Origin of the sequence: Mesorhizobium sp. M1252, from assembly GCF_040318265.1 — a bacterium.
Taxonomy (GTDB): Bacteria; Pseudomonadota; Alphaproteobacteria; order Rhizobiales; family Rhizobiaceae; genus Mesorhizobium.
The window spans coordinates 380754-400651 of sequence record NZ_JAMYLX010000002.1 but is presented as its reverse complement, the minus strand read 5'-3'; the positions used below and the strand labels follow the sequence as shown (position 1 = coordinate 400651).

The 19898-nt window shown below is 64.4% G+C and carries 12 protein-coding genes and 1 pseudogene; 7 read left to right on the top strand and 6 right to left on the bottom strand.

What is annotated here, in order from left to right:
• Window positions 1-103 precede the first annotated feature (103 nt).
• The 5 genes and pseudogenes from NKH22_RS05395 (at window position 104) to NKH22_RS05375 (ending at window position 10166) form a co-directional block, all read left to right on the top strand.
• Window positions 104-2359: an NHL repeat-containing protein gene (locus tag NKH22_RS05395; RefSeq protein WP_352909097.1), complete on the top strand. Its 2256-nt coding sequence runs from the start codon at window positions 104-106 to the stop codon at window positions 2357-2359.
• Window positions 2360-2369: 10 nt separating this feature from the next.
• Window positions 2370-5438, top strand: a pseudogene (locus NKH22_RS05390) (DUF7929 domain-containing protein); the annotation flags it as partial.
• Window positions 5439-6531: 1093 nt separating this feature from the next.
• Window positions 6532-7209, top strand: coding sequence for a ribulose-phosphate 3-epimerase (rpe, locus tag NKH22_RS05385; RefSeq protein WP_352909093.1), 678 nt, complete (start codon window positions 6532-6534; stop codon window positions 7207-7209).
• 494 nt (window positions 7210-7703) lie between these two features.
• The gene (locus NKH22_RS05380; protein ID WP_023694237.1) at window positions 7704-8441 is read left to right on the top strand and encodes a GntR family transcriptional regulator; all 738 of its coding nucleotides are present in this window, start codon (window positions 7704-7706) and stop codon (window positions 8439-8441) included.
• Window positions 8442-8654: 213 nt separating this feature from the next.
• The gene (locus NKH22_RS05375) at window positions 8655-10166 is read left to right on the top strand and encodes a malonate--CoA ligase (RefSeq protein ID WP_352909091.1); all 1512 of its coding nucleotides are present in this window, start codon (window positions 8655-8657) and stop codon (window positions 10164-10166) included.
• A 72-nt stretch (window positions 10167-10238) separates the two neighbouring features.
• Here the strand turns inward: NKH22_RS05375 and NKH22_RS05370 are convergent, their stop codons facing one another.
• The 6 genes from NKH22_RS05370 to NKH22_RS05345 form a co-directional block, all read right to left on the bottom strand.
• The gene (locus NKH22_RS05370) at window positions 10239-12293 is read right to left on the bottom strand and encodes an ABC transporter ATP-binding protein/permease (protein ID WP_352909089.1); all 2055 of its coding nucleotides are present in this window, start codon (window positions 12291-12293) and stop codon (window positions 10239-10241) included.
• Between the two features lie 72 nt (window positions 12294-12365).
• A complete protein-coding gene (locus NKH22_RS05365; RefSeq protein WP_023696931.1) occupies window positions 12366-13478 on the bottom strand; it encodes an NAD(P)/FAD-dependent oxidoreductase in 1113 nt (370 codons plus the stop codon).
• Between the two features lie 9 nt (window positions 13479-13487).
• A complete protein-coding gene (nagA, locus tag NKH22_RS05360) occupies window positions 13488-14663 on the bottom strand; it encodes an N-acetylglucosamine-6-phosphate deacetylase (protein ID WP_023806186.1) in 1176 nt (391 codons plus the stop codon).
• Complete coding sequence (locus NKH22_RS05355) at window positions 14660-15691, bottom strand: SIS domain-containing protein (RefSeq protein WP_023684262.1); 1032 nt, start codon at window positions 15689-15691, stop codon at window positions 14660-14662. Before NKH22_RS05355 ends, nagA begins: the two co-directional genes overlap by 4 nt.
• Window positions 15688-16470: a GntR family transcriptional regulator gene (locus NKH22_RS05350; RefSeq protein ID WP_023696933.1), complete on the bottom strand. Its 783-nt coding sequence runs from the start codon at window positions 16468-16470 to the stop codon at window positions 15688-15690. Before NKH22_RS05350 ends, NKH22_RS05355 begins: the two co-directional genes overlap by 4 nt.
• Window positions 16467-17345 (bottom strand): glucosamine kinase nucleotide-binding domain-containing protein, encoded by an 879-nt coding sequence (locus NKH22_RS05345; protein WP_023702502.1) that lies wholly within the window; start codon window positions 17343-17345, stop codon window positions 16467-16469. Before NKH22_RS05345 ends, NKH22_RS05350 begins: the two co-directional genes overlap by 4 nt.
• A 198-nt stretch (window positions 17346-17543) precedes the next feature.
• Here NKH22_RS05345 and NKH22_RS05340 point away from each other — a divergent pair, with 198 nt between their 5' ends.
• Together NKH22_RS05340 and NKH22_RS05335 are read left to right on the top strand one after the other, a co-directional pair.
• A complete protein-coding gene (locus tag NKH22_RS05340; RefSeq protein WP_023822102.1) occupies window positions 17544-18500 on the top strand; it encodes an N-acetylmuramic acid 6-phosphate etherase in 957 nt (318 codons plus the stop codon).
• A gap of 1 nt (window position 18501) precedes the next feature.
• Window positions 18502-19761: an ABC transporter substrate-binding protein gene (locus NKH22_RS05335; RefSeq protein ID WP_023711281.1), complete on the top strand. Its 1260-nt coding sequence runs from the start codon at window positions 18502-18504 to the stop codon at window positions 19759-19761.
• Window positions 19762-19898 lie beyond the last annotated feature (137 nt).

Genomic DNA, 19898 nt, shown 5'->3' with positions numbered 1-19898 from the left:
GACACAAGGAATTGGCCGCGCCTCTGTGAAATGGCGGACAGACCCGGCCGCCGTTTTGCATGAACCTTTCCGCTCCAGCCTGCGACTGACGACCAGGCGCCGCATGGTGCGGGCCGGAAAGGATGCCCCCATGACCAGGACCCCAGAGGCTCCACGGTCTCCGGGACCAACGCAAGCTCAGCGCGACCACCGCCTTCGGGATGGAGTCGATGCGCTGGGCTTTCGGCTGATTCCGTTGACCCTGCGCAGGAGCAGGCGTATCGTGAAGATGAGGAAAGCAGACAATTCGATCAGGGACGAACGTGCCGGAACGCCGCGCCTTGCCCTGTTTCGCGCGGCCGGACCGGATGTTCCTCCCGAAAACTTCGGGGGGAGTTTTATGTCCTGCGATCGCGGCGCGTCCATGTCGTCTCCAAGCGGCGGTTTGCGCCGTTCGCTCCATCTGGCCGGCGGTTTGCTTGCCCTGGCGCTGAGCGCCACGCTCTGGTTGGACACAGCCGCCCAAGCGCAGGAAACCCAGATCATCTATCCCGGCTCGATGGCGGTCACCGGATTTTCCGGCACCGTCATTCCCAATTTCGACTCTGCCGATTCCGAAAGGGGGGGGCTGCCGCCCGGCGTCGACCCGGTCGACGAAACCTTCATCGACACGACGCGCGCCACCTTGCGCGTCTTCGACGTTTCGGCGCTCGGCGGACCGGCTTCCGGCCAGCTCGTCTACACGCCGCCGCCTTTCGAGGTGACGGCCGAACAGATCGGCCAGGTATTCGCCATTACCTATGATGACGGTGTGCGCGACGGCGTTCCCACGGGCGTCCCCAACCTCTATGCCGGCGCGACCTCGCTGCACGGCATCCGTATCGTCACCCCGGACGAAGATGCCGACGGTCGGCCCGAGCGACAGCGCCGCGGAACCGCAGGCGCCGTCTTCATGGACGGCCAGTTCGGCACCGAAAGCGGTGGCGGTCCGGGCACGATCTGGAAGATCGACGGCATCACCGGCGCGGTCTCCAAATTCGCCGACATTGACACCAACAGCGGTTCCGGCATCGGCGACATCAGCTTCGACAGCAATCACCGCGAGTTCTTCGCCAGCGACCTCGACACGGGCTTCATCCACCGCCTCGACGCCAACGGCACGCTGATCGACACATTCGATCACGGCGTTGCCGGGCGGCCGGCGCATGGGCTGGCTCCCGTCGCCGATGACGGTGCGGTGATGGACATACAGGGTGCTGCCTTCGACTCGGAAGACCCCGACACATGGGGCTACACGCAGGACGAACGCCGCGTCTGGTCCGTCGCCTATCATGGCGGCCGGCTCTATTATTCGGTCGGCGAAAAGGCCGAGATCTGGTCGGTTGGCATTGCCCGCGATGGCAGCTTTGCCGGTGATCCGCGCTGGGAGCTGACGGTCAAGGCCGACAAGGACTACGCCGTCACCGACATCGCCTTCGACAGCCAGGGCTTCATGTATCTGGCGCAGCGCGGCCCGGTCGAGAATCGCTACGATTACAGCCAGTTCGCCGATTCCGGCAAGGGCGAGGTCATCCGCTACTGGCGCGAAAACCCGGACGATCCGGCGACGGAATCGGTCTGGGTGGAAGAGCCGCAGGAATATGCAGTCGGCTTCCCGCAAGGCAACCGGCAGTCGGCCGGTGGGCTCGACCTGCAATATGGCTATGACGCCGACGGCAATCTCGACACCGGCGTGTGCACCGACACGCTGGTCAACACCGGCGACAAGCTGCGCGACAACCCGACACTTGCCGACCAGCTCGCCGCCGGCGGGCCGCTTGGCGTGCACGGCGTGCAGATCACGCCGACGCCGTTGGTCAAGCCGGCCAACGTGCCGCCTTTCGGCTCGTGGTTCGTCGACTTCGACGGCTATTTCGAAGACCCAGAAGTGGAAGGCCATGTCGGCGACGTCGAGGTCTGGCACCCCTGCGACGGCCGTGCCGGCTATTATGAAGAGATCCCAGGCGGTTATCTGCCGCCGTTCTATCCGCCGGGCTTCCCACCGCCCGGCGATCTGCCTCCGTGCATCGATGTCGAGGATGTTCAGTTCTACTGCACGCCTCGCGGCCTCCAGGCCGACCTCTATCTCCATGACCATGCCGGCTTTGGCGGCGATTCGATCAAGGTCCAGTCCATGACACCAGGCGTCGGGGTGACATCACCCCAGTCGCATGCTCCCGGTAAGCCTTACACGGTCGACATCACCGGCCATTCTCCGGGCGACAGAGTCGATGTTGGACTTTGCTTCTACAGGCAGTCCGACAAGGACAAGGGTGGCTACTACCCTTGCTGCAAGATGACTTTGCCGCTCAGAACCCCAGCCGTCAGCTGCGAACGTTGAGGAGGGGAAGATGAAAAATCTCGCACTTTCCCCGACCGCGAACAGCAGTCAATCCAACGTCATGGAGACCATCATGAAACCCCTGTCATATGCCAGGCGCGGCGCGCGCTGGCTGATGGCGGCCGGTATCGCGGTCGCCATGTTCACCCCTGTGGCAAGCCACGCCGAAGATGCAGTCCCGATCACTCCGGAACTGCGGCTCGACCTCGACAATTCAAAAATCGTCAATCCGAGGCCGGAACGGATTGTGCCGTTCTTCACCAAAACAGGCACACAGAGGAGCTGCGACTACGTCGTCTACTCCCTGAGCTTTGGCCTGCGCGGCGACTCGCAAGGCTTTGCCGACCCAAGCTTTTCGGCCAGGCTGAAGAAACTCCAACTCGACTTCAAGGATCAGCTTCCGCACGGTCTTGCGATCGTCAACGTCAACGTGTCCGGCGACGGCACGGATGCGTCTGGCGGACCGCTGCCGGGTGCGACAATCAGCACCTCGGCTAATCCGAACGATACGGCAAGGGTTTCCGATTTCCGGATTTCCACCACCGATCTCGACGGCGCTGGGGCTGGCAATGAACGCGTCATCAATTTCAAGATCACCGCCAAGATCGACCATGCGGCGTTTCCTTCGCCGACCATCGTCGACAACCAGGGCATGATCAAGGTGACGCCGGGCGTCGGCACGGGGGCCATCATCCCGTCGCAGGATCCGGGCAAGCCCGACGACGGCGACTACAAGACCGGGGCCAAGACCTCGATCAAGATCGACCTCACCAACTGTGACAAGCGGCCTCCGCCTCCCGACCGGGAATGTTTCAAGGTGGAGCGCGGCACGGTCGATTGCGTGCAAGGCGGCGGCGCGTTCATCTACCACATGCCTGTCGGCCCGGAGATGGGCGGCAAATGGGTGCAGGTATCGACGACGACCCCAGGCATCACCATCATCCCCGACACGCAATTGGTGCCGGCGGGCGGCGGTGTGCTGAACTGGAAGATCGTCGGTGCATCGCCCGGCGACGTCATCCACCTCATCGTCACCGGCATCGAGACCTATGCCGGCCCGAAGGAGGGTTGGGGACTATGCTGCACGCAGACCATCGACATCGTCATCCCGCGTGACTTGAGATGTCCCCCCAAGGACAAGGAACCGGACCTCAAGGTCGAGAAACGCGCCGACGTGACGCGTTGCACGATGGGCGGCGGCTGCGACTTCACCATCAAGGTCACCAATGTCGGCGACGGGCCGTATCACGGCAAGATCGTGCTCGACGAGGTGACGCTGCCGGCCGGCTCGACTCTGGATTCAGGGCCCAACCCGCCCTGGGTATGCATGCCCGGCGTGACCCCGATGACGTGCACCTATCCGGTGACCACGCTCAATCCGGGGGCCTCCATCAACCTCAAGCTCGGCTTCAAGCCGGCGGGTGGTTGGCAAGGCAGCGCGTTGCGCAACTGCGCCACCTATAATTACGGCGCCAGCGGCAAGCCGCTGTTCGGCAGCCAGCAGAACGATCGCGGCTGTGCCTCGATCCCGATCTGCCGGCGTGGCGACCGCGACCGCGATTGCCGGCCCCCAGTCGACAAGAAGGTCGACCTGATCCTGAAGAAGCGTGCCCGCATCCCGGTCTGCACGCCCGACGGCATCTGCTACTTCGTGATCGACATCATCAACAATGGCAGCGTCCCCTATAATGGGCCGTTGACGGTTGTCGACAATTACCCGGGCGGCGCGCCGGCCTCTTCGACCTTCGGCCCGTCTCCGCCCTGGACATGCGGACCGAACGGTCCCGGCCAGTTCCGCTGCGACAATGCCGGCATCGTGCTGATGCCGGGCGCATCGACGCCGATCGTCGTCAGGGCGGTCATGCCGGCCGGCTACCAGTCGGATTCGGTCGAGAACTGCGCGGCGCTGAAGCCCGTCTCCGGTGAGGTCGACCTCACCAACAACAAGGCCTGCGCCAAGGAACGCTTCCGTCATCCCAATGGCGGCAAGCCGACCCTACGCATCACCAAGGTCTGCAATGGCTCGCTCGCCGGTGCGGCGGTGGTTTCCTGCCGCATCACCGTCATCAGCCTTGGCACCTCTGCCCCCACCGGTCCGGTGCGGGTCAACGATGCTGCCACGCTGATATCGGGTGGCGCGCCGGTCCAGATCCAGACCGTCACACCCGACGGTGCGGAATGGGCCTGCGGAGCGGTTCCGGCCAATGCGCTGTCATGCCAGATACCCGGCGCCGCGATGACGCCCGGAACCTCCAGGCACTTCGACGTGACGGTCTTGGCCAATGGCGCGTTCGAGAACTGCGCACGCGGCTCGTACGGCCCGGCCCCTGGAGACGACGTCGTCTACCCGATCGGCCAGGCCTGCGCCAAGGGCGGCGGCACGTCCACCATTAGCGTCAAGAAGACCGGCGATGCCGAGTGCCAGCCGGGGCAACCCTGCTCGTTCGAGATCACCATCACCAATGATGGCCAGACCGCCTTCTCCGGTCCGGTCCGCATCGGCGATGCGATCGGGGTGGACGGGCTGGGGCGGCTGCAAGGCGTCGCGATCACCTCGATCGAACCGCCCTTTGGCTGCTCGCCCGAACCGACGACCTTGCCGTTGACCTGCATTGCCAATCTGACGCTCGGCGCCGGGGAAAGCCATGTGCACAAGGTCACCGTGGTCCTTCCCGACGCTCCCCTGGTCAATCTGCGGGGCAACGTCAGCGGCCGGAACTGCGTCGGCGTCTTGTCTCCCGACACCAGGGTGCAAGGCGGCGGCGACGTACTGCCCGGCGACCTGACCAACGTCCAGGGCGATCGCGGCAAGGCCTATGCCTGCCATCCGTTCACCATCAAGCGCGAGGTGAAGAAGGAATGCTCGCCAGGCTTCGTCATGAACGATGCCGGCCGGTGCGTGTGTCCGGAAGGCACGACGTTCCGCAACGGCCAGTGCTCGCCCGACGGCGGCGTCATCATCCAGCCGAAGGATCCGAGGCCCTGCGTGCTGCTCAAGGGCCAGATCCGCACCGAGGATGGACGCTGTGTCTGCCCGCGCGGAACCGAGCTTGAGAACGGCGCTTGCGTCAAGACCGACAAGCCTGGCTGCGCCATCCCCGGTTCGGTCCCGACGTCGGACGGCAATGGCTGCTACTGCCCGGAAGGTACGCATCTCGACCGACAGGCAAATGCCTGCGTGCGCGACAAGCAGAAGCCTCAGGAGTGCAGCATACGCGGCCAGGTTCGTGACGCCGATGGCGATTGTGTCTGCCCGCGTGGGACAGAGGTGCGCAATGGAGCCTGCCGGCCGATCCGGCCAAAGCCTGAACAATGCTCGATCCGTGGTCAGAGCCACAACGCCAACGGCGATTGCGTCTGCCCGGACGGCACAGAAGTCAGGGGCAAGGTCTGCCGGCCGATCCGGCCGAAGCCCGAGCAGTGCTCGATCCGCGGCCAGGTCCATGACGCCAATGGCAATTGTGTCTGCCCGCGGGGTACCGAGGTGCAAGGCAATGCCTGCCGGCAGAAGAAGCCTGTGCTGGAACAGTGCGACATACGCGGCCAGGTGCACAACAAGCGCGGCGAGTGTGTTTGCCCGCGCGGCACCCAGGTGATCGACGGCGCATGCCGCAAGCCGAGGCCGCAGGTGGGAGACTGCGCCCCGGGCTCGCAGATGGTCGGCGGCCAGTGCGTGCCGATCATCAAGCGGCGCTGCCCCGAAGGCACGGTTGGTCGGTTCCCGAACTGCAGGGCGATCCCGCAGCAGCCGTCGCTCGATCCGACCCTGTTGCTCAATCCAGGTGTCCTTCAGCAGTTCATACCGAAGCGCACGCCGCAGACGCAGGTACAGCCGCAAAGGGATCCGGCGGCCAACTTCAAGCCATAGGATCTGAATACGAGTCAAAATTCAGAACCCCGCCGGAGCGATTCGGCGGGTTTTTTCCTTGGGCGCGCTGCGGCGATCAGGCGGCCAGGTATTCGCCGAACCCGCTGCCGGGCGCAGCAAATACCGACTTTCCCTTTCCGGGATCATGGTCTAGAGCAGTTCATCGTTTCGTGGAAACGCCGAACCGCTCTATCTCTTTGTTTTCACGCAATTCCGGACGGAAAGCCGTTCCCACTTTTCCTGGAATTGCTCTAGCAGTCGTCAAGGCCGCGCCCGCAAACAGGGCGCCCAAAGGGGCCGCATCATGAGCAGGAAGACCCTGATCGCGCCATCGGTGCTGGCGTCGGATTTCTCGAAGCTCGGCGACGAGGTCGGGGCGGTGGCGGCGGCCGGCGCCGACTGGATTCATCTCGACGTGATGGACGGGCATTTCGTGCCCAACATCACCTTCGGCCCGCCGGTGATCAAGGCCATCCGCAACCGCACCAAGGCCTTTTTCGACTGCCATTTGATGATTGCGCCGGCCGATCCTTATCTGGCCGCCTTTGCCGATGCCGGCTGCGACGGCATGACCGTGCATGCCGAGGCCGGACCGCATCTCGACCGCTCGCTTCAGACCATCAAGGGTCTCGGCAAGAAGGCCGGCGTATCGCTCAATCCGGCGACGCCGGAAAGTGCGATCGAATATGTGCTCGACCGGCTCGACCTGATCCTGATCATGACCGTCAATCCGGGCTTTGGCGGCCAGGCCTTCATCCCGGCCATGGTCGACAAGGTCAAGCGGGTGAAAGCGCTGATCGGCAACCGGCCGATTCGCATCGAGATCGACGGCGGCGTGTCGCCGGAAACCGCCCCCCTGGTCACATCAGCCGGCGCCGATGTGCTGGTGGCAGGCGCCGCCATCTTCAAGGGCGGCAGCGTCGAAGCCTACCGGGCCAATATAGAAGCCATCCGAACCGCGGCCGACCGGGCTGCCGGCTGACATCAGTTCCAGGGCAAGTTCCCGGCTGGTCGGTTCTCCTCGGCCTGATCTCCCTGCCTGATCCTTCGATCTCCCAAAAAGCCGTCAACGGGTGGCAGCCGCAAGGGCATCGCGGCAAGCGACAGGATCGCGGCATCCGGCACTAGTTTTGGCCCATAAATCTAGTGGATAACTGCCGAAGGGATCTGCATGCGGGGAGAGGTCAATCCGGCGGCATGACGCGCGTTAAGAAAAAATTATCCGTATTCGGGATCTCGAAGCTGTTTCTCGAGGGCACCTGCCATGCTGGCAGACAAACTTTCTTCAGAAGAACAAGTTTTTCACGATTTTAGTTACTTCCGGCGGATAAGATGCGGTCAACCTTCCTCTTTAAGTCGAATATCGTGATCTTTCGCTTGAGGGGCGGATGCCTTAGGAGTTACAGTAAATTTACAGGGGAAATCGTTTGCTTCGCGAACGGGCTAGCGGAGCATGGGAGAGCTACAGGAGTCATATTGACCTACGGATCTGCCGATGTGAGCGAAGGCGCGGGACCCAAGAGCACACTCGCTAGTACGGTCTATCAACAGCTTCGCGACGATCTCCTGCGCGGCGTGTTTGAAAGTGAAAGCAAGCTTCGTGTCGAATGGGTGGTTTCCCGTTACGGCGCCGGCGCCTCACCGGTTCGCGAGGCCCTCAACCGACTTGCTTCGGAAGGCCTGCTCGGCCGCCACGACCAGCGCGGTTTCTTCATCATGCCGGTCAGTGCCCCGGAACTCGAGGAATTGACGCGCACCCGCTGCTGGCTGGAAGAGCGGGCGCTGCGTGAATCCATTGCCAACCGCACCGGCGAATGGGAAGAGCAGCTCGTGCTGGCCTTGCATCGCCTGGCGCGTGCCCCGCGCCGCTTGCCGGAGGATCCGTCCTCGAACAATCCGGAATGGGAAAAGCTGCACCGCGCCTTCCATCGGGCACTGATCGCAGGCTGCCGCTCGCATTGGCTGACCGGCTTTTGCGACCAGCTTTCGGATCAGGCCTCCCGTTACCGGCTGATCTCCCAGGACGGCAGCGAGCGCGACGAAATCAGTGAACATCGGCTGATTGCGGAGCGCACGGTGGATGGCGATGCCGACGGCGCCGTTGAAGCCCTCCTCAACCACTACCGTCTGACGGCAGCCATGTGCATGGAGCGCTTCAACGACAGCGGCGATCCACGCGTGAGCGCCACCAAGGCGCTGCGCAGCCGCAGATAGAAGCGCTTCCGGTCCGCTATCCAAAATCCGCCAGCTATCCAAGTCCGCTTGCCTTCATCTGATCGGCGGCAAACCCGATTTCACGTTTTTGCCGGACGGAGGCGAAATCGTTTCCTTTGTTCCAAGGCCATCCGGCTCTAAATCAAAGGGATAGAGCATGATGTCCTCCGAAAACCGCTTCACACTTTTCGGCATCATCTCTAGGGAATGCGCATGACCAATCACCTGTTCGACGCGTTCCGCAGCCGGATTTCAGCCGCCGAGCGCATCCTGATGGCGACCGATGACGGACGCGCGATCGCCTTTGGCGATATGTTGGCGCAATCGGCACAGCTGGCACATGCGCTGAGGCATTTCGGCGTCGAGCCGGGCGACCGCGTTGCCGTGCAGGTCGAAAAAAGCCCCGAATGCATTTCCCTTTACCTCGCCTGCCTGCGCGCCGGCGCAGTCTTCCTGCCGCTCAACACCGCCTACACGCTGGCCGAACTCGGCTATTTCTTCGGTGATGCCGAGCCGCGGCTGGTCGTCTGCGACCCGGCCCGCGCCGGCGCTATCGCGCCGTTGGCGCAGGCGTCGGGTGCTGCCACCTTCACGCTTGGCAGCAATGGTGAGGGCTCGCTGACCGCACTGGCGGCACAACAGCCCACGGATTTCGACGCCGTGGCGCGCGGGCCGGACGATCTGGCCGCAATCCTTTACACATCCGGCACCACCGGACGCTCCAAGGGCGCCATGCTCAGCCATGAAAACCTGGCCTCCAATGCGCGCGTGCTGGTCGAGCAATGGCGTTTCACCGGGGATGACGTGCTGATCCACGCGTTGCCGATCTTCCATACGCATGGCCTGTTCGTCGCCACCAACGTCACCCTGATGGCCGGCGCCTCGATGCTGTTCGAGCGGAATTTCGACGCCGGCCGCATCGTCTCGCTCTTGCCCCGCGCGACAGTGCTGATGGGGGTGCCGACCTTCTATACCAGGCTCCTGCAGCAGGACGGGCTGGATGCCCAGGCGGCGAAGAACATCCGCCTGTTCGTTTCCGGCTCGGCGCCGCTGCTCGCCGAAACGCACAAGGCCTGGCGCGAGCGCACCGGCCACGCCATTCTCGAGCGCTACGGCATGACCGAGACCAACATGAACACGTCGAACCCCTATGAGGGCGAGCGTCGGGCCGGCACGGTCGGCTTCCCGCTGCCCGGCGTTTCGCTGCGCATCGCCGACCCTGACAGCGGCGATGCGCTTGGCCAGGGTGAAGTCGGCATGATCGAGGTCAAAGGTCCGAATGTCTTTTCCGGCTATTGGCGCATGCCGGAAAAAACCAAGGCGGAGTTTCGCAAGGACGGCTTCTTCATCACCGGCGACCTCGGCATCATCGACGCGGACGGCTACGTCCACATCGTCGGCCGCGGCAAGGATCTCATTATCTCCGGCGGCTACAACATCTATCCCAAGGAGATCGAGAGCGAGATCGACGCCGTTGCCGGCGTCTTGGAAAGTGCCGTCATCGGAATTGCCCATCCCGATTTCGGCGAAGGCGTCACCGCTGTCGTGGTGCGGGCGCCGGCATCGCAGATCACCGGGGCCGAGATCGTTGGCGCCATTGCCGGCCAGCTGGCCAAATACAAGCACCCGAAGCAGGTGATCTTCGTCGATGAGCTGCCGCGCAACACGATGGGCAAGGTGCAGAAGAACCTGCTGCGCGAGACCTACAAGGGTCTCTACGGCTAATCCATAGCCGGCTAATGTCTCTGCCCAAGCGCTTCGCCTGGACATCTGTTCGCGGTTCGGCAGTGGCGCCTTTTACCTGCGCGGTTTTTTCACCCGAGTGCTGGAACCCCACAAAGCGCGGTTCAGCAGGCTGCGTTTGCGCTTGCGCGGGATGAGGTCGACGTCGCTGACGAGCTTGGCGCCGCCCTCGCGCCGCTCCAGGGTGATCTTGCGGCTGTGGAAGGCTTCGAGCTCCGCACGATGCGCCACGCTGATGATGGTGACGTCAGGCAGTTCGCGGATCACCGTCAACATCATCGTGTCCTGGCTCTTCTCGTCGAGCGCCGAAGTCGCTTCATCCAGCACCACGATATCGGGGCGATGCAGCAGCAGGCGCGCGAAGGCGAGGCGTTGCTTTTCGCCGCCCGACAGCGTCTGGTCCCATGGCGCCTCTTCCTTGATCCTGCCGGTGAGATAGCCAAGCCCCACCTTGTCGAGGGCAGCCTTGATTTGCTTGATGGTCCACTTGTCCGCCGCCGCGGGATAGGCGACCGCGCGGCGAAGCGTTCCGGAAGGGATGTAGGGGCGTTGCGGCAGCATGAACAGGCGCCTGTCGGTGTGGAAATTGACGCTGCCGCCGCCCCATGGCCACAGGCCCGCGACGGCCCGCACCAGCGTCGACTTGCCTGAACCGGATTCGCCTGAAACCAGCACCCGCTCGCCCGGCTCGATCACGACCTCGGTTTCCTTGACTACGGAGGTGCCGTCGTCGAGTGTCACGGAAAGATTGTCGAGGCTGAGGATGGCGCCGTCTTCCGCTTCGCCCCGGTTGATGCGTCCGAGCGCATCGCTCTGCTCGGCGCGCTCGAGCCCGTCGAGCGACACCATCAGCGAGGCAAAGCGCCGCGCGGAGGCGTTCCAGTCGGCGAGGCGCGGATAGTTGTCGACCAGCCAGCCGAACGCGCCTTGCACGATGCCAAAGGCAGACGCCGCCTGCATCACCTCGCCAAGCGTCATCGAGCCTTCGAGGAATTTTGGCGCGCACAAAAGGATCGGCACGACCGGCGCAAACAGGCTCGATCCCTGCGACACCGCGGCCGTGCGCATGTGCTGTCCGGTCAGCAGCGCCCATTGCCTCAGCACATGGCCGAAATTCCTGTCGATGCCGCTGCGCTCCTCGTCCTCGCCTCCCAGCAAGGCGATGCTCTCGCCGTTTTCGCGCACGCGCGTCAGCGTGTAGCGCAGTTCGGCCTCCGCCTGGTTCTTCCGCTCGGAGAGCTGGACGAAGTCGCGGCCGATGACCACCATCGAGGTCGAGGTGATGGCGGCATAGATGATCGCGGTGATGACCAGAAAGCCGGGAATGGTGATGCTCTCGCCGCCGATCGGCAGGGTGAGCGCGCCGCCGATGGTCCACAGCACGACGATAAAGGTAGAGGCCGACAGGAATGCGTTGAGGACGCCGGCAGTGAAATCGACCGGCGACTCGGTGGCGATACGCAGATCCTCGGTCATGCGTGCCTCGGGGTTCTGGTGATCGCCGCCCACGAGGTTCAGCTGGTAGTAGCGGCCGTTTGCCAGCCAGCGCGCGACGACCCCGGTGGTCAGCCAGGAACGCCAGCGGCGCTGGATCGTCATGCGCAGATAGACCTGCGCGACGACAAGGCTGCCGCTGCAGATCACCAGCGGCACGAATACGGCGCTGAGGAGATAGACTGTGCGGGCGTTGTGCTGCTCGAGGGCATCGAACATCGAGCGGTTCCAGACGTTGATGCCATACTGGAAACCGATGTTGATGCAGATCAGCAGCAGCACTCCGATCGTCAAAGGCCAGGCGAGCTTGTCGCCATGCCTCCCCCAATAGCCGCGCCCGCTGATCCAGAAACGCCGCAGCAGATATTTTTTGCGCGCCTGCTCGGCCTGCTCGGGCGTCAGCTTGGGATCGGGTTCGACGGCATCCGGCGGCGGCGCAGCCTCGCCAACGGGCTCGGAGGCGGCTTCCACTGTCGATGCTTTTTTCTCGCGCGGCGTGTCCTTGCGCGGTCCATCTCCGCGCGTTTGCCGTGACGGCTTTTCCCGGCGCGACTTCGTGGCATCGCGCGCTCCGACACCGTCGGTCGGTTCCGATTTGGGTTTTGCCTCGGACATATGCCCCGACAACGACCTCCATATCAAAAGGTTTCATGGTATGCGCCTGCCCGACGTTTCAGGAAACGTCCGTCATTGCGGATATAAAAGCCCAACGACATGCTCTGCCATGGCGAGGCTGGCGGTAAGGCCAGGGCTCTCGATGCCGAACAGATTGACGATCTGACCGCCCCCGTGGTCAGCCGGTCCCTGGATGACGAAGTCGGCGGGCGGCTGGCCCGGACCGGACAGTTTCGGCCTGACGCCGGCATAGGCCGGTTGCAGGGCGCCGTCCGCCAGGCCGGACCAGTAGCGCCTGATTTCGTCGTAGAAGGCAGCGCCTCGTGCGGGATCGACGGTATAGTCGACGCGATCGATCCATTCGACATCCGGGCCAAAGCGCGCGCTCCCCGACATGTCGAGGGTCAGATGCACGCCGAGGCCGCCATGGACCGGCACCGGATAGATCAGCCGCGAAAAGGGCGAGCGGCCGGAAAGCGCGAAATAATTGCCGCGCGCCAGCCACAGCGGCGGAACACGGTCTTGCGGGAGGCCTTCGATGCGGCCGGCGAGCGCCTGCGCGTCGAGGCCGGCGGCGTTGATGAAGGCGCCGGTCTTCAAGGTGAAACCCTCGCCATCGGCGTCGCGCGTGTCGATCCGGATGCCGTCGGCTTCGATGCTCGCGCCTGAGACAACGGTGAGCAAGGCGAAAGATGCGCCGGCCGCTTCCGCGTCTCCACGCAATGACAGCATCAGCGCCTGGCTGTCGACGATGCCGGTTGACGGCGACAGCAGCGCGCCGGCGCAGCTCAGCGCCGGTTCCAGGCTTTCGGCCTCTGCGCGCGTCAAAAGCTTGAGGTCACCGACTCCGCATTGCGCCGCGTTGATCTGGATCGCCTGCAGTTTGTCCAACTGCTCGGGTTGGACGGCAACGATCAGTTTGCCGGTGCGATGATGGGCGACGTCGTGCTCGCGGCAATAGGCATAGAGACGCTCGCGGCCGTTGACGCAGAGACGGGCCTTCAGGCTGCCCGGCGTATAATGAAGCCCGGCATGGATGACTTCCGAATTGCGCGAACTGGTGCCCGTGCCGATGGCTGCGGCCTTCTCGACCACCAGCACCTCGCGGCCCGACAGCGCCAGCGCGCGGGCAATGGCGAGGCCGACAACACCGGCTCCGGCGACAACGCAGTCGACATCATGCATGGGTGGACTTTAGCGCGGACTGTCCGCGCCTGCAAAAACCTTGTCGCCGCCGATCCAGACGCCGTTGACGTCGAGGGCGTCCGACAGAGCGACGATATCGGCAGCCGTGCCATTGGCGAAGCGGCCGAGCCGGTGGGCCTGGCCGACCGCCTGCGCCGGATAGAGCGAGGCCATGCGCAACGCTTCCGACAGGTCCAGCCCGACGATCCTGTGCATGTAGCGGACGGCCGAGATCATATCGAGATCGGCGCCGGCCAGCGTGCCGTCGGCCAGCCGCAGACTGCCATCCTTGCGATAGATGATGCGGCCGTTAAGGGTGAACGACGTCATGTCGGTGCCGATCGTCGCCATGGCGTCGGTGACCAGCACGATCCTGCCCGGCCCCTGCTTGGCGCGCAGCGCGATTGCCATGGTGGCGGGATCGACATGGATGCCGTCGGCGATGATCCCGGCCGACAGACTGCCTATGTCGATGGCCGCACCCGCCAGCCCCGGCTCACGGTTGCCGATCTGGCTCATGGCGTTGAACAGATGTGTGACCACGCTGGCGCCGGCATCGGCAAAGGCTCTGGCCGTGGCGTAGCCGGTGTCGGAATGGCCGAGGCTGACAATCACACCGGCCTTGGCCAAGGCCGCAACGCGGGCAGGCTCGACGGATTCAGGCGCTATCGTCGTCAGCAGCACCGGCAGGTTTTTGCGTGCCGCGACCAGCGCCGCTTCATCCGCATCCGTCATCGGCCGGATCAGCGCCGGTTCATGCGCGCCCTTACGGGCGACGGAGAGATGCGGCCCTTCGAGATGCAGGCCGAGAAATCCCGGCAGTTTTTGCCGTGCCGCCCCGGTGCCGGCGGCAATGGCCGCGGCGGTGATGTCAGGCGTATCTGTGATCAGCGTCGGCAGCAGTGCGGTCGTGCCGAACGGCGCATGCGCCCGGCAGATTGTTGCCAGCGAGGCGACATCGGGATGGTCGTTGAGCATGACGCCGCCGCCGCCATTGACCTGCAGGTCGACAAAACCCGGCACCAGCATGCCGCCCCCGGCGTCGATGCGGGCAACGCCCGACGGAATGGCGCCGACGGGATGAATGCCTTCGACCACATCGCCGTGCACGACAAGGGCGGCGTTGTCATGCCAGTCGTCGCCATCGAAAATTCGGGCGCCAGTCAGGGCAAAACGGTCGCTCATACGGTTTCCGTCACCTTGCGCAGATTGCGCGGTACATCCGGATCGAGGCCGCGATGGCGGGCGAAGGCTTCGACGAAGCCGTAGAAGGAGACGATCAGCGTCAGCGGGTCAGTCAAGGGATGACCGGTGGCGACATGCGGCAGCCGCGCCGCGCTCTTGGCTTTGTCCGAGGTTACAAAAACTGCTGCACCCTTGCCGGCAAGGTTGTCGGCAGCCTCTGCCACGGACGGCTCGGAGGCATCGCGGGCGGCGAGCGCCAGCACCGGGAAGCCTGGCCCGACCAGGGCCAGCGGGCCGTGCATGACTTCGGCGGCGCTATAGGCCTCTGCATGCATGCCGCAGGTCTCCTTGAATTTCAGCGCCGCCTCGTTGGCCATCGCCGCCGACGGGCCACGTCCCAGGATGAACAGCGATTGCGGTGTCTCCAATGCGCCGGCCAGCGCCATCCAGTCGCAGGCGATCGCCTTGCTGAAATGCTCGGGCAGGCGGGCAAGGGCGGCCAGCAGTCTGTCGTCGCCGGTGCAATGCGCCATCAGCGCCAGGCCGGCGACCGCCGAATTGACGAATGTCTTGGTCGCCGCGACGCTGCGCTCGGGGCCGGCCAGAATGTCGATGGCAAAATCCGAAGCCCGCGCCAGCGGCGAATCGGCGGTGTTGGTGATGGCGACGGTGAGCGCACCGCCGGCTCGTGCCGTCTCGGCCATGGCGACGATATCAGGGCTTTTGCCGGATTGCGAGATGGCGAGGCAAGCCGAACCGGCGAGCTTGAGCTTGGCGCCGTAGATCGAGGCGACCGATGGACCGACCGAAGCGACGGCCAGGCCGGCGGTCAGTTCGACGGCATATTTCATGAAGGTGGCGGCATGGTCGGACGAGCCGCGCGCGACGGTAACGACGAAGCTCGGATCGCGCTCGCGAATGCCGCGTCCGGCCTCGGTCAGCACCGCCGCCGAGCCATCGAGCAGGCGAGCGACGGCTTGCGGAATTTCGTCGATCTCGCGCCGCATATGGGTGGTCTTGGGGATCATGGTCGGCCCTCTTCGCTCGGCCCTGTCAGGCGCAATTCGGCGACGAAATCATAGGCATCGCCGCGGTAGATGGAGCGGGTGAACTCGATCACCTTGCCGCTCGCGAGATAGGAAATGCGTTCGATGTGCAGGCCGGCAATGCCGGATGGCACTTCGAGCAGACGCGCATCGGCGTCGCCGAGATTGGCGGCCGATATGCGCTGCACCGCCCGCACCGGCCGGTTACCGGTCAGTTGCAGCGCCGCATAGAGTGACGAGCCTATCCCGGCCGGATCCGGCAGCACGCTGGCCGACAACGAGGCGCGCTCGATGGCCAGCGGCGTGTCGTTTGCGATGCGCAGGCGCGCCACGCGCGCCACCAGCTCGTTCGACGACAGGCCGAGCACCATCATCTCGTCGGGCGAGGGCGGGTAGAGGTCGCGATCGAGCCAGGCTGAACGCACCGCCATGCCGCGCCTTGCCATGTCCTCGGTAAATGAAGTGAGCCTGGAGAGCGACTGCTCGACGCGCTCCATGCGCGGCGCGACGAAGGTGCCGGAGCCGTGGCGCTGCACGAGGATGCCGCCCTTGACCAGATCCTGCACCGCCTTGCGCACGGTGACGCGCGAAATGTCGGCCTTGGTGGCGATGTCGCGCTCGGAAGGCAGCGCATCGCCCGGCCCGATCAGGCCGCGATTGACGGCGTCCTCGATGCTTTTCCTGAGCTGCAGATAGAGCGGGGCGCCGCTCTGCGACGACTGCTTCAGCGTGGCGAAGATCTGGTCGGCGGCGTCGCTCATCGCGTCGCCTCCGCTTTGGCGAAGATGCGGGCCGCCATCTGCACGGCGCCGCCCAGCGCATCGTCGAGCGGCGCTTTCACCAGCGCCTGGTAGCGCTGGGAAAGGCGCGGCCCATAGAGCGGCGCCAGCCCGCCGAGCAGGCAGAGCGGGGCGTCATCAGAGAGGTCGAGCGCGTGGAGCGACTCCTCGACATCGGCAACCGACTTGTCCACGATCCAGTTGGCGACGCTGTCGCCCTTCTCGGCATGCTCGAAAACCTTGGGCGCGAAGCCGCCGAAATCGCCGGGCTTGGCATTGGTGGTGAACTCGACCACGTCTTCGGGATTGTTGCGGAAAATGCCCATCATGCTGTCGGTCAGGACTGAGCGCGGCCGGACGCCGTCATGGGCGAGCAGCGTCTGCTCCAGCAGGTCGCGGCCGATCCGGGCGCCGCTGCCTTGATCACCGACCTGAAAGCCCCAGCCGCCGATGGCGCGCGACGTGCCGCCCTTGCGCGCCATATAGGCGGTGCCGGTGCCGAGGATGGCCATGGCGCCGTCACCAGAGCCGACTGCCCCTTCGAGCGCGATCTCGGCGTCCGTCTCGACGCGGCTGATGCTGAACGGGAGGATTGCTTCAAGCTGCTGGCGGTAGGTGCCGACATTGGCGCCGGCAAGGCCGAGAATGGCTGGTGTCTGCGGGATCAGGTCCGGATCTTGCCCGGCGGCGATGAAGGCCTGACGAGCAGCCTCGACGATGTGGGTGCGAGCGCCGGTGAGATCGGTGCGGATGTTGGCGGCGCCGCTTTTGGCACGGCCAATGACAACGCCATCGCCTGTCGCAAGGGCTGCCCTGCAGCTGGTGCCGCCGCCGTCGATACCGAGCACGAATTTCACGCGATGTCTCCTCCGGGCGGATAATACCAATAAAATACCAATAGCCAAGGGATTAATTCCGTTTCAAAAAGATTAAGGCGTATCAGGTTGAAAAACCCGGAAATTTTGCCGGCTCAACGATTTCCAGTTCGCAATTTCGTTAATGCGTGTGGACAAGTGGTATTTTTTTGGTATTGTTCTTCCATCGGAGGGACAGGGATGGCCGAACCGCGCACCGAAGCGCTTCACAGCAATGCCGAGGGACTGGACATCCAGGCCCCGGACGCCATCCTTTCTTCTTTGGTCAATGCGCAGATCGAGGCCGCCAAGGCTGTGCGCGACGCCATTCCCGCCATCGCCGCCGCAGCCGAAATCATCGCCGGGCGGCTGAACGGCGGCGGCAAGCTCGCCTATGCTGCGGCCGGCAGCTCCGGCCTGATGGCGCTGGCTGACGCGCTGGAGTTGCCCGGCACCTTCGGCATCAAGCGCGAACGCATCGCCATCCTCATCGCCGGTGGCGACGACGCTTTCAAGACCCTGGCCGGCGGACCGGAAGACGACACCGACGAAGCCGCGACGGCAATTGCCGGCGCCGGCATCGGCAAGGGCGACTGCCTGATCGCGATTTCGGCCAGCGGCTCGACGCCCTATGCGGTGCAGGCGCTGAAGGATGCGCGCAGCCGGGGCGCGGCAACCATCGCCATTGCCAACAACAAGGACACGCCCCTGCTCAGGCTGGCCGACGTCGCCATCCTGCTCGAGACGCCACCGGAGGTGATTGCCGGCTCGACGCGCATGGGCGCCGGCACTGCCCAGAAGATCGCGCTCAACATGCTGTCGACGCTTACCGCCATCCATCTCGGCCATGTCCATGACGGCTACATGGTCAATCTCACCGCCGACAACATCAAGCTGCGCGACCGCGCGGCTCGCATCGTCGCCGCTATCAGCGGCCGCGACCGGCAAGACGCCGTGCGGCTGCTCGAAGCGAGCGGCGGCGTCGTCAAGACAGCCATTCTGCTCGCCGCCGGCGCTGCCAACGCCGTTGCGGCCGAGAAGATACTGGAAGGGACCGGCCAGAAGCTGCGGCCGGCCCTTTCCGCGATCGAGGGGAACAAGGGCGCGAAGGCCCCTGTTCTCAAAACCGAACCTGAAAAAGGTCAACAGGGAGACTAGCATGACAACGAAATTACTGACGGCACTGCTTCTCGGCACCAGCATTCTCGGCACCGCCGGGTTGGCTCACGCCGATGACGTAACGCTCAATATCGAAAGCTGGCGCGGCGACGACCTTGCCATCTGGAAGGACAAGCTGATCCCGGCTTTTGAGGCCAAGAACCCGGGCATCAAAGTGGTGTTCGCACCGTCGGCGCCGACCGAGTATGACGCCGCACTCGGCGCCAAGCTCGCCGCCGGCTCGGCTGGCGACCTGATCACCTGCCGCCCGTTCGACAAATCGCTCGAACTGTTCAAGAAGGGCAACCTTGCCGATCTGTCTTCGCTGCCCGGCATGGAGAACTTCTCACCGGTCGCCAAGGCGGCATGGCAGACCGACGATGGCAAGGCGAGCTTCTGCGTCCCGATGGCCTCGGTCATTCACGGCTTCATCTACAACAAGGACGCCTTCGACAAGCTCGGCCTCAAGGTGCCGACGACGCGTGACGAGTTCTTCGCCGCGCTCGACAAGATCAAGGCCGACGGCACCTACATCCCGATGGCTATGGGCACCAAGGACCTCTGGGAAGCCGCGACCATGGGCTATCAGAACATCGGTCCGAACTACTGGAAGGGCGAAGAGGGCCGCGCAGCGCTGATCAAGGGCGACCAGAAGCTGACCGACAAGGACTGGGTTGCTCCCTATGAGGAACTGGCCAAGTGGAAGCCTTATCTCGGCGACGGCTTCGAGGCCCAGACCTATCCGGACAGCCAGAACCTGTTCACGCTTGGCCGCGCCGCCATCTACCCGGCGGGATCGTGGGAGATCGGCCTGTTCAACACCCAGGCGCAGTTCAAGATGGGCGCCTTCCCGCCGCCGGTCGAGAAGGCCGGCGACACCTGCTACATCTCCGACCATACCGATATCGGCATGGGCCTGAATGCGGCGTCGAAGAATGCCGACGCGGCCAAGACCTTCCTGTCCTGGGTCGCCTCGCCGGACTTCGCCACCATCTACGCCAACGCTTTGCCGGGCTTCTTCAGCCTAAATTCCACCCCGGTGAAGATGGAAGACCCGCTGGCGCAGGAATTCGTCTCCTGGCGCGACAAGTGCAAGTCGACGATCCGCTCGACCTACCAGATCCTGTCGCGCGGCACGCCGAACCTCGAAAACGAGACGTGGGTTGAATCGGCCAACGTCATCAACGGCACCGACACGCCGGAAGCTGCGGCCAAGAAGCTGCAGGACGGCCTCGACAGCTGGTACAAGCCGGGCAAGTAAGCTCAGAGACAGACAGGGCCCCAAGTGGACGGCCCTGCGTTTTTCGATAGCATCATCGACTACGAACGACGGCGCCGCCCCTCATCCGCCTGCCGGCACCTTCTCCCCGTATAGTGACGGGGAGAAGGATCAGCCGA

What these genes read in the sequence shown, in the direction of transcription:
- NKH22_RS05395 (WP_352909097.1), top strand. Translation starts at nt 104, where the DNA reads ATGGTGCGGGCCGGAAAGGATGCCCCCATGACCAGGACCCCAGAGGCT.
- rpe (WP_352909093.1), top strand. Translation starts at nt 6,532, where the DNA reads ATGAGCAGGAAGACCCTGATCGCGCCATCGGTGCTGGCGTCGGATTTC.
- NKH22_RS05375 (WP_352909091.1), top strand. Translation starts at nt 8,655, where the DNA reads ATGACCAATCACCTGTTCGACGCGTTCCGCAGCCGGATTTCAGCCGCC.
- NKH22_RS05370 (WP_352909089.1), bottom strand. Translation starts at nt 12,293, where the DNA reads ATGTCCGAGGCAAAACCCAAATCGGAACCGACCGACGGTGTCGGAGCG.
- NKH22_RS05365 (WP_023696931.1), bottom strand. Translation starts at nt 13,478, where the DNA reads ATGCATGATGTCGACTGCGTTGTCGCCGGAGCCGGTGTTGTCGGCCTC.
- nagA (WP_023806186.1), bottom strand. Translation starts at nt 14,663, where the DNA reads ATGAGCGACCGTTTTGCCCTGACTGGCGCCCGAATTTTCGATGGCGAC.
- NKH22_RS05355 (WP_023684262.1), bottom strand. Translation starts at nt 15,691, where the DNA reads ATGATCCCCAAGACCACCCATATGCGGCGCGAGATCGACGAAATTCCG.
- NKH22_RS05350 (WP_023696933.1), bottom strand. Translation starts at nt 16,470, where the DNA reads ATGAGCGACGCCGCCGACCAGATCTTCGCCACGCTGAAGCAGTCGTCG.
- NKH22_RS05340 (WP_023822102.1), top strand. Translation starts at nt 17,544, where the DNA reads ATGGCCGAACCGCGCACCGAAGCGCTTCACAGCAATGCCGAGGGACTG.
- NKH22_RS05335 (WP_023711281.1), top strand. Translation starts at nt 18,502, where the DNA reads ATGACAACGAAATTACTGACGGCACTGCTTCTCGGCACCAGCATTCTC.